Origin of the sequence: Rhizobium sp. CF122, assembly GCF_000282035.1 — a bacterium.
Lineage (GTDB): Bacteria > Pseudomonadota > Alphaproteobacteria > Rhizobiales > Rhizobiaceae > Rhizobium.
In genome coordinates, this window is sequence record NZ_AKKA01000043.1 from 1 (window position 1) to 11,102 (window position 11,102).

Here is an 11,102-nt window from a genome sequence, read left to right on the forward strand (position 1 = left end):
TGGCTGCCGCCGATGGCGCGCTGGGAAACGATCGGCTGCTTCGGCCTTACCGAGCCCTTGGTCGGTTCGGGGACAAGCGGGGGACTGACCACGACCGCCAAGCGCGAGGGGGACACATGGGTGCTCAATGGACAGAAGCGCTGGATTGGCAACGCGACGTGGTGTGATGTTTCGATCATCTGGGCGCGCGACCTGGCCGATAATCAGGTGAAGGGCTTCATCGTTGAGAACAAGACGACGCCCGGCTTCAGTGTCGAGAAGATCGAGAACAAGATTGCGCTCAAGGTCGTTCAGAACGGTGTCATAACGCTGAACGACGTGCGCGTGCCGGAAGCAAACCGCCTGCAGGGCGGCAATTCGTTCCGCGATACCGCGCGGGTGCTGCGGATGACTCGATATATGGTTGGCTGGGCTGCGACCGGTGTCCAGATGGGCGCGTTCGAGGCAACACTGAAATACACGCAGGAACGGCTGCAGTTCGGCAAGCCGATCGCTTCGTTCCAGATGGTGCAGGATCTCCTTGCCAAGATGCTTGCCAACGTGACTGCGTGCCAGTGCCTGATGGTGCGTCTGGCGCAGATGGATGACGAAGGCAAGCTTGCCGACCACCACGCGTCGCTGGCGAAAGCATTCTGCACGGCAAAGTCACGCGAAACCGTGGCATGGGGCCGCGAGTTGCTCGGCGGAAACGGCATCGTCGCCGACTACAATCTCGCGCGGTTCTTTGCGGATGCCGAGGCGCTCTACTCATACGAAGGCACCTATCAGATGCAGAATCTGATCGTGGGTAAAGCCATCACCGGGCTTGGCGCGTTCGTGTGAGCGCCAGCGAGCCAGGGGGACCGCCTCCTATCCTGGCTCGCCCTCTTCCTGACAGGAGATACATCATCATGACTTCGGAAAGTGCGGCTTTGACGCTTGAAAACGTTCTCTATGGAAAGAAGGGCAACATTGCCTACGTCACGGTGAACCGCCCGACCGTCCTCAACGCCCTGAACACGCCGACGTGGTCGGACTTGAAAGCGGCCTTTGAAGATGCCCGTGGCGACCACACGGTGCGCGGCGTCATTCTCACAGGCGCCGGCGACAAGGCCTTTATAGCTGGCGCCGATATCAGCGAACTTGCGCAGGTATCGGCGGTCGAGGCCGAGCGGTCCAGCCGCTTCGGGCAGGAAGTCCTAAATCTCATCGAGAATCTCGGCAAGCCGGTGATTGCAGCCGTGAACGGCTTCGCGCTGGGCGGCGGCTGTGAGACGGCGATGGCCTGTACCATCAGGATTGCGGTGGAGTCGGCCAGGTTTGGCCAGCCGGAGGTTTCGCTCGGTCTCGTCCCCGGTGGTGGCGGAACGCAACGCCTCCCGCGGCTGGTCGGCAAGGGGCGGGCGCTCCAGCTCATCCTATCCGGAGAAGTGATTTCGGCGCAGGAAGCCTATCGCATCGGTCTGGTCAACGAGATCGTTCCGGCCGCCGATCTGATCCGGCGCGCCGAGGCAATCCTTGCGAAAATCGCTGCCAATGCTCCCATTGCCGTCAAGTTCGCGCTCGAGGCGGCAAACAAGGGGACGGAAGCGAGCCAGAGCGGAGGCCTGTTGATCGAGGCCGCGTACTTCGGGCTGTGCGCCGCAACCGAGGACAAGCAGGAGGGTACGACCGCCTTCCTCGAAAAGCGCGCACCAAAGTTCCGTGGACGGTGAACAAACCCGACGCGCCCGGCAATTCAGAAAGGACAACCCATGACAAGCGACAATATTTTTTCCGGACTGAAGGTGGTGGACCTGGCGAGCTTTATCGCAGGTCCGGGTGCCGCCGTGATCTTGTCAGACTTCGGCGCTGATGTGATCAAGGTCGAACCGCCCATCGGCGACACCTGGCGAATTGGATACAAGATTCCGCCCCAGCCAAGGGCTAAGGACAACTATCCCTGGCATCTCAACAATCGGAACAAGCGCGGATTGGCGCTCGATCTGAAATCGCCCGAAGCCAGGGAAGTTCTGCGTCGACTGGTCGAGTGGGCCGACGTTCTGATCGTCAATACGCCGCATCCCGCTCGTGAAAAACTCAAGCTCGGCTATGACGATGTCGCGCCGTGGAATCCGCGCCTGATCTATGCGGATGTGACCGGTTACGGCGACAAGGGACCTGACGCGCAGCTTCCCGGATTTGACATCACGGCGTATTGGGCGCGAAGCGGCCTGCTTTCGCTGACACGAGATGCCGGTGCCCCGCCGACACTGCCGGTGGCGGGCAGCGGCGACCACTCGACGGCGGTCAGCCTCTATTCGGCAATCGTGACCGCACTCTACCGGCGGGAACGCACGGGCAAGGGCTCATACGTCACGACCTCTTTGCTGGCTGCCGGCGTCTGGGCGTGCGCTGTCTCGGTTCAGGCGGCACTTGCCGACGCTGCGTTCTTCCCGTTGCACGATCGCGCCAATCCGCCGAACGCGACATTCAATGTCTATCGGGCGGCCGATGACACATGGTTTGTAATCGTATTGACGCCCGACAAATGGCCGGCTCTGGCCAATGGAATAGGCCACCCGGATCTCTTGATGGATGCCCGGTTTGCCGACCCTGCAAAGCAGGCCGCGAATTCAGCGCAACTCACGGCGATCCTGGACCAGACCTTTGCCTCGCAGCCCATGGCGCATTGGCGTGAGGTCTTCGAGCATTCCCATCTGACCTATGGCGTGGTGCTTGCCCCTGGTGAAGTGATCAAGGACCCGCAACTCAAAGCGAACGACATCGTCGTTCCACTCGAAGGCGCTGGTGAAAACCTCAACTTCACGATCAGCAGCCCTCTCCAGATCCATGACGTAGCCAAGGTCCCGGCCACACGGGCACCGGAACTCGGTGAACACAGCGAGGAGATCCTCAACCAACTCGGCTTCAGCCCCAACGAGATCAACGGCCTGCACGCCAGCGGTGCCGTCCCGAAAGCACAAGGGCGAGCCGCATAGAGCGGGGGCGGCACCCCCCAGCCTTGCCGAGCGTTACTGGCCAGACGGAGACTGACGACGATGGATGACATAGTAACTGAATGCTCTGAAGGCATACTTCGCGTTGAATTGAACCGTCCGAGAAAACTCAACGCGATGACTTCGAGCATGTACACGAAGCTCGCGGATGTCTTCTCTGACGCGGCTAAGGACGAGCGCATACGCGTTGTGCTTTGGCACGGCGCGGGAGATTCTTTTAGCGCCGGCAACGATGTGAAGGACTTTCTGGAGAATCCGCCCGGGGCAGGAGAATCTCCTCAGGCTCGGCTGATGAATGTGCTGGTCGATTTCGACAAGCCGCTGATTGCCGCTGTGCGCGGTGCTGCGATCGGCGGCGGAACCACCATGCTGTTGCACTGCGACTTCGTCTACGCAGGCGAAAGCACCAGGTTCCAGATGCCTTTCATCAACCTCGCCGTGGTGCCGGAATTTGGATCGAGCTGCTTGCTTCCACTGACAATCGGGCACATTCGTGCGGCCGAGCTGATTTTGCTGGGGTTGCCGTTTGGTGCCAGCCGCGCTGCAGAGTTGGGATTGGCCACGCAGGTGGTGCCCGATCAGAACCTGCTGCAGGTCGCAACCGAAACAGCACGGAATCTGGCCGCGAAGCCGGCTGGCGCCCTGCAAGCCTCCAAGCGACTTCTGAAGCGTTCCTTTCGCGAACAGATCAAGACGGCAATGAAGGCCGAGAACGAAGCATTCAGCGTGCAGGTTCGTTCTGAGGACGCGAAGGAAGCAATGACGGCCTTCCTGGCGAAGCGCCCACCTGACTTCACCAAAAAGGACAAACCAGTACCGGCCACCGAGGGCCGTTGCCAACCAACGGACATGCAGAAATGCCGCAGGAATACTTCGGCATCGATGTCCTGAGCAGTGAAAGGAAAGAACCATGACTGACGCTTTGGCGAAGTTGAAACCGACGTCTGGCCGCAACGAGGCGCTTGGCCGACTGTTCGTTCTGGAATTGAGTGGTGGCCGCATTCACTCGATGAGTCCGGACGGCTCCAGCCGGAAGGTTATCGTCGCTGACTGTCACCTTCCCGATGGCATCGCCGTCGATATCGAGGCCGGCCATATCTATTGGACCAACATGGGGGTGCCCAACCTCAACGACGGTTCCATCGAGCGTGCCGACCTTGATGGCAGCAATCGCAAGGTCATCATCCCCCAGGGCATCACGTTCACGCCAAAGCAGCTTCACCTGGAGAAGCGCAGCGGCAAGCTCTACTGGTGCGACCGCGAGGGCATGCGGGTAATGCGCGCAAATCTTGACGGCACGAATGTCGAGACCCTGGTCAAGACCGGCGAAAGCGACGCTGACCGTCGTGACGCCGCGAAGTGGTGCGTCGGCATCACGGTCGATCCCGAGCGCGGGCAAATTTACTGGACACAGAAAGGTGCCGACAATTCGGGCCTCGGCCGCATCTTCCGTGCGGGCATCGACGTACCAAATGGCGAGGACGCCGCCAGTCGCACGGACATTGAAGTATGGTTCGACAACCTGCCCGAGCCGATCGACCTCGAACTCGATCTTAAAGGCCGTGTCATCTACTGGACGGACCGGGGTAATCCTCCGCTTGGCAATACGGTCAATCGTACCTCAATCGATGCGCCGGTCAGAAATGAACACGCACCTGAAATCATCGCCAGCGATCTGATGGAAGGCATCGGTATCGCGCTCGACGTTCCCGGCAATCGGATGTTCGTCACCGACCTTGGCGGTTCGCTCTATTCTGCAAGCCTCGATGGCTCCGAGAAGCGTGCGCTTCTCTTCGCCCAAGGCAATCTGTCCGGCGTTGCATACGTCGAAATCCCTTCAAAGGAGAATTGACCATGACTGGCAACAAGCCGATCTCTCAAGTCACCATTATCGGTACGGGCGTCATTGGCGCGAGCTGGGCGGCACTCTTCCTGGCGAAGGGCCTCGACGTCGTGGCGACCGATATCGCCCCGAACGCCGAAGTTTCGTTGAGACGCTTCGTTGACGGCGCCTGGCCCGCGCTCGAAAGACTGGGCCTGACGCCCGGCGCCTCTAAACTGCGACTGGTCTTTACAGCGGACTTGGCAGAGGCCGTGAAGGGTGCCCATCTGGTGCAGGAGAACGGACCCGAGCGGATCGATTTCAAGAAGAAGCTCTATGGGCAGCTCGACGAGCTGCTGCCGCCTGATGTCGTCATCGCGTCGAGTTCATCGGGCCTGACGATGAGCGAGATCCAGTCCGGTTGCCCGTTTCATCCGGAGCGCTGCGTCATCGCCCATCCGTTCAATCCGCCACACTTGATCCCGCTTGTCGAGATCGTCGGCGGTACCAAGACGTCCGAGGAGACGATCCGGCGCGCTTCTGAATTCTATACGGCTCTCGGCAAGCGAACCGTCCGCCTTCACAAAGAGGTGCCGGGACATGTTGCCAACCGGCTGCAAGCTGCCCTTGCCCGGGAGGTCTATCATCTGGTGGGCGAGGGCGTTGTCAGCGTCGCTGACGTCGATACCGCGCTCTGTTGGGGGCCGGGGCTCCGATGGGGGATCATGGGCCAGGTTCTTCTTAACCATCTCGGTGGCGGTCAAGGCGGCATGGAGCATTTCCTGGAGCAATTTACCGGTCCGATGACCGCCTGGTGGAAGGTCCTGGGTTCACCGCAACTGACCCCGGAACTCCAGCAAAAGCTGATCGCAGGCGTTCGTGCCGAAGTGGGCTCGCGGTCGATCGACGACTTGACCGCCGAGCGGGACGAGGTCCTGCTCGGGCTGCTCGAACTGCGTGCCAATTCTGCATGAGGCAACGCGCACTTGGAGTAGGTGCGCGTGCCGTCTGGAAACCAAACCCGAACTGCGCTCGGCGTGTTTCACCCGCAGCGTGGCCCAGCGCCGAAGATGAAACGTAAGATCGCTGGCTGCACCCAGGACTTTACAGCTGCCCCAGCGATCGCCGCCAACATCGATCTGACGGGCCCTCAAAACAACGGTTGCCGCCAGCTCACAGTAGCCCTGACGGCTCATACCTTCAAGGATACCACCATGACCGGAAAGCTTATAAAGGCCGCCGAGTCCGCTTACGAATATCCGCTTCTATTGAAGCAGATATGGCATACCCCGCTAGCACAAACGCCCGATCAGGTGATTGTATATCGCGACACCAAGCGCCTCACATATCGCCAGTTGCGCGAACGCGTCGGGCGCCTCGCGTCCAGCCTTGCGAGCCTCGGTGTTAGAGCCGGCGACACCGTCGGCGTGCTCGACTGGGACAGCAACCGATTCCTGGAAGCCTATTTTGCCGTTCCGATGATGGGAGCTGTTTTGCAGACGGTGAATGTCCGCCTGTCACCGGAACAGATCGCATATACGATCAATCATGGGGGAGCGTCAGTCCTTCTCGTCAACGACGACTTCGTCCCGGTTCTGGAAGGCCTCAAGCAGCAGTTGCCCAATGTGAAGACGCTAATCCTGATGTCGGATCGGGCGGTGCCCCAAACCGGCGGGCTTACATTCGCCGGCGAATATGAGGACCTCCTCGTCGGCGCTTCGCCTGATTACAACTTCCCGGACTTCGACGAAAACGCCCTTGCCACTACCTTTTACACGACCGGCACGACGGGTTTTCCGAAAGGCGTCTATTTCAGTCATCGACAACTGGTACTCCACTCACTTGCCGAAATGGCTTTCTTCGGCACCGCCGCGAAACAAGGCCGGTTTTGCCGCGATGACGTCTATATGCCGATCACCCCGATGTTTCACTCGCATGCCTGGGGACTTCCCTGGACGGCGACGCTTTGTGGCGTCAAGCAAGTGTATCCGGGACACTACGACCCGGCCTTGCTCGTCAAGCTGATCAAAACCGAAGGCGTAACCTTCACACACTGTGTGCCGACGATCTTGCAAATGCTGCTTGGCGCGGCCACGGCGGCAAATACCGATCTCGCCGGCTTGAAGATGGTGATCGGAGGCTCGGAACTGCCGAAGGGGCTCGCCAAGCAGGCCCTTGCTCTAGGCGTTGACATCTTCGCCGGCTACGGGATGTCGGAGAGTGCTCCGCTGCTTTGTCTGGCGCATGTGAAATCCGCGGATCTGACCGGCGATATCGAGGAAGAGGTCGATATCCGAACCAAAGCTGGCATCTCTGCACCGCTGGTCGATATCCGTTTGGTCGACGCTGGTCTGAACGAAGTACCGCATGATGGAAAAACACCTGGCGAAGTCGTCGTGCGTGCGCCATGGCTCACCCAGGGATATGTCGACAATGCTGAAGCATCCGAGCAGTTGTGGGCTGGCGGCTACTTACACACCAATGACATCGGCGTCATCGAGCCTGACGGCTATCTTCGTATCGTCGACCGGATCAAGGATGTCATCAAGACCGGCGGCGAGTGGGTGTCATCGCTCCAGATCGAAGATCTTATTTCGCAATGTAACGGGGTGTCGCAAGCCGCCGTCATCGGCGTCAAGGACGACAAATGGGGCGAGCGACCACTGGCGCTGGTCGTCAGGGATGTCCTAACGGGCGGCGATCTCAGCGATACGCTGATCAAGTCGCATCTGAAGGCCTTCGCCGATGCCGGGGTGATCTCGAAGTACGGGATCCCCGACATGATCCTGTTTGTCGATGCGCTCCCGAAGACGAGCGTTGGGAAGTTCAACAAGAATGAGCTCAGAGAAAAATACGGCAAACTCTAGCTCACGTGCGCAACCATGCGGTCGACCTCGAGGTTAAAAGGGCCCGAGCTGCTCGGCGCCAGGCTCCATCTACGTCGGGCAGATTGACCAAGGAGCGGCAGGCGTTCGTCGGTTCAGCCAATGTTGCTGTGGCAGACTATGCGAAACGCCAAGCCTTGCTTCACGTAGATCTGGAATCGTCAAAACGAGGTCGAAAGCACATGGTTCGTCTCGTACGCAGGGGATAAGATGGTCGCTCGAACCTGTAGTTCGGCCATGGAGCGGCCTGTGTCAGAGGACGGTGAGGGAGCTGAGGAGGCACTCGTCAGCGGCGAGCAAGAGCTTCGCCTGTTGGTGGATACGATTCCGGCGCTTGTGTGGAGTGCCGGGCCCGAGGGCAATATCGAATACGTCAACCAGCGTTTGCTTGAGTATCTTGGAGCAACACTCGGCGAAATTACCGGCGATGGATGGATGGAAACAGTCCATCCGGACGACGTCGCGTTCAAGACGCACACCTGGCTAAGGAACCTGGAGTCTGGGACGCCTCACGATGTAGTTTGCAGATTTCGGGGAGCGGACGGTCGATATCGGTGGTTCGTCGTAAACGGAGCACCATTGAAGGCGAGCGACGGCCGTGTGCTGCGCTGGTACGGCGTTCTGATCGACATTGATGATCGAACAAAAGCGGAGGAGGCGCTTCGGGAGAGCGAGTATAAGCTCCGTCAAATCATCGACACGGTACCCGGCCTCATCTGGTCAACTGGTCCCGACGGTGAACCGACCCATGTCAGCCAGCGCCTCCTGGACTACAGCGGCATGCGATTGGAGGATTTCAAGCATGTTGGTTGGGAAGCCTTCGTGCACCCTGACGACGTTCCAGAAACCGCAAAGGCTTTCGATCACGCAATTCAGACGGGAACGTCGTACCGGGGCGTGCTGCGGCTGCGCCGGGCGGACGGCGAATTTCGTTGGCACCATGCTCGTTGCGAGCCTTTGCGCGATCGGCAGGGGCGCATCATTCAGTGGTATGGCCTGTCTTTTGACATCGATGAAGGCAAGAAGACCGAAGAATGGCCGAGATTCGTGACGCAGCTGCAATCCATTCTCAATGTGCTTCCGGCCTATACCTGGTACGGAACTCCATCCGGCAGCCTCACCTTCGTGAACAAACGACAAGGGGATTTCCTTGGTGTTCCGAAAGATCATCCCCTACGTTTCGGCATCGACATTGGGGCGCAGTGGGACGACTGGATCCCCCTGTTGCATCCGGACGACCACGAAGAAGCACGCAGATACTGGTCAAATCTCCTGCGCAGTGGCGAGGGCGGAGAGCATGATTATCGAGTCCGTGACGCTCAAGGAAACTACCGCTGGTTTCTCACTCATGCCGAGCCGCTCCGGGCAAGCGATGGAACCCTGCTACTATGGATCGGGACGACCCTGGATATCGAAGAGCTCAAGTGCACAGAGCAAGCTCTGCGGGAAAGCGAATACCGGCTCCGGCAAATCATCGACACGGTGCCCGGCCTCATCTGGTCAACCGGCCCCGACGGTGAACCGACCCATGCCAATCAGCGCCTGTTGGACTACACTGGCACGCGACTTGAGGATTTCAAGAACCGTAAGTGGGAGCGATTCCTGCATCCGGACGACTTGCCAGACTTTATAAAGACCATCGATCACGCAATTCAGACCGGAACATCCTGCGAGGCCGTGTACCGTCTACGTCAGTCGAACGGCGGATATTCTTGGCACCACGCTCGCATTGAGCCGCTGCGCGATCCACAGGGGCAGATCATTCAGTGGTACGGCCTGTCTGTTGACGTCGATGAAGGCAAGAAGTCCGAAGACCGACTACGCCATAGCGAGGCCTATTTGGCCGAAGCGCAACGGCTGAGTCACACCGGTTCCGCAGCCTACAATAACACAGCGCTTCTTTATTGGTCGGATGAGACTTATCGAATTCTGGAGTTTGATCCACGCAACGGCCTCCCGAGCCGCGACGCTGTGGAACAAAGGATCCACCCTGGCGACCGAGAACGGGTGCGCGAGGAGGCCCGGCAAGCGGTGGAGCAGAAGAGAGACTATAAACTCGAGTACCGAATTGAACTGCCCGCGGGAAACATCAAATACATCGAAATGACCGCTCATCCGAAGTTCTCAGCGAATGGAGAACTTCTGGAGGTGGTCAGTACACTTCTCGATGTGACGGAACGCAAGCGCGCCGAGCAAGCTTTGCGCGAGAGTGAGGGGAAGTTCCGCGACTACGCCGAAAGTGCCTCCGATTGGTTTTGGGAAATCGGTCCAGACTATAGGTTCACGCTGCTGACAGGAAATGCGTATGGCTCAGACACGGCTGATCGGCTCGGCACGACGTGCTGGGATCGCGCCCTCGATCTTGAAACGGAGCCGGAGAAATGGCTGCATATCCAGGCAAGTCTCGATTCACGCAAGCCGTTCCGTGACTTTGTATATTACTCCGATCGCCATAACGGCTCTCCCATGTATGTGAAGGCCAGCGGCAAGCCAGTGTTTGATGCCAACGGAGAATTCCGTGGTTATCGCGGCACCGGCACCGACGTGACCGCCCTGATGCGCGCGCAAGCGGAGCGTGAGAGGCTGCGGGAGCTGGAGTCGGAACTCGCGCACATGAACCGCCTGAGCGTGATGGGAGAATTGACCGCCTCGCTGGCCCACGAAATCACGCAACCGATAGCTGCGGCGCGTAACAATGCCCGTGCGGCCATACACTTTCTGGACCGAAATCCGCCGGATCTGGGTGAAATCCGAGAAGCGCTCGCCTGTATCGTCGACGATGCGGACCGAACCAGAGATATCATCGACCGTATCCGTGATCACATCAAGAACGCGCCTCCTCGGAAGTCTCGTTTCGATCTGAACAAGGCGATCGATGAAGTGATTGGATTGGCGCGAAGCGCAATCACCACGAATGGAATCTCGGTCCGGACGCGCCTGGCGGAGGCACTGCTTCCCATTGAGGGCGATCGTGTTCAACTGCAACAAGTCGTGCTGAACCTGATCCTGAACGCGGTCGAAGCCATGAGCACGATCGAGGCCGGGTCACGGGAATTGTTTATCAGCACCGAAGAAAGCCAGACTGGTGGCGTCCTCGTCTCCGTGCGCGATTCAGGACCCGGCATCGATCCCGATCATGTCGATCGCGTCTTCCAGGCCTTCTACACCACGAAGTCGAGCGGGGTAGGGATGGGACTGTCGATCTCCCGGTCGATCATCGATGCCCACGGCGGCCGGCTATGGGCAGACCCGGATGTTTCGCCCGGGGCCGTACTTCGGTTCTCCTTGCCCGGCGGTGACAGGGAAGTCACGAATTCCAGCCGCTAGGCGCGCCGGGCGGCAGAGCCGCACGAAGACACCGTATCAGATGCAGCTCATCAAATGGCTTGCGAAGATAACAAATGACCCCACCGTTCA

General features: G+C 59.3%; 8 protein-coding genes. All 8 read left to right on the forward strand.

What is annotated here, in order from left to right:
- The coding region (locus PMI09_RS09880; protein ID WP_007792033.1) for an acyl-CoA dehydrogenase family protein at window positions 1–822 on the forward strand (822 nt) is incomplete at its 5' end.
- A 68-nt stretch (window positions 823–890) separates the two neighbouring features.
- On the forward strand, window positions 891–1,694 hold the full coding sequence (locus PMI09_RS09885) for an enoyl-CoA hydratase-related protein (RefSeq protein WP_007792036.1): 804 nt from the start codon (window positions 891–893) through the stop codon (window positions 1,692–1,694).
- A gap of 39 nt (window positions 1,695–1,733) precedes the next feature.
- Window positions 1,734–2,960: a CaiB/BaiF CoA transferase family protein gene (locus PMI09_RS09890; RefSeq protein ID WP_007792039.1), complete on the forward strand. Its 1,227-nt coding sequence runs from the start codon at window positions 1,734–1,736 to the stop codon at window positions 2,958–2,960.
- 60 nt (window positions 2,961–3,020) lie between these two features.
- On the forward strand, window positions 3,021–3,869 hold the full coding sequence (locus tag PMI09_RS09895) for an enoyl-CoA hydratase (RefSeq protein ID WP_007792042.1): 849 nt from the start codon (window positions 3,021–3,023) through the stop codon (window positions 3,867–3,869).
- Between the two features lie 19 nt (window positions 3,870–3,888).
- Window positions 3,889–4,830 (forward strand): hypothetical protein, encoded by a 942-nt coding sequence (locus PMI09_RS09900; RefSeq protein WP_007792043.1) that lies wholly within the window; start codon window positions 3,889–3,891, stop codon window positions 4,828–4,830.
- A gap of 2 nt (window positions 4,831–4,832) precedes the next feature.
- On the forward strand, window positions 4,833–5,774 hold the full coding sequence (locus PMI09_RS09905; RefSeq protein WP_007792049.1) for a 3-hydroxyacyl-CoA dehydrogenase NAD-binding domain-containing protein: 942 nt from the start codon (window positions 4,833–4,835) through the stop codon (window positions 5,772–5,774).
- A gap of 96 nt (window positions 5,775–5,870) precedes the next feature.
- Entirely contained in the window at window positions 5,871–7,667 is a 1,797-nt protein-coding gene (locus PMI09_RS09910; protein WP_244423746.1) for a fatty acid--CoA ligase, read from the forward strand.
- A gap of 267 nt (window positions 7,668–7,934) precedes the next feature.
- Window positions 7,935–11,012 carry a PAS domain-containing protein gene (locus PMI09_RS29705; protein ID WP_007792054.1) on the forward strand — a complete coding sequence of 1,026 codons (3,078 nt, stop codon included), beginning with the start codon at window positions 7,935–7,937 and terminating at the stop codon, window positions 11,010–11,012.
- The last annotated feature ends 90 nt before the right edge of the window (window positions 11,013–11,102 follow it).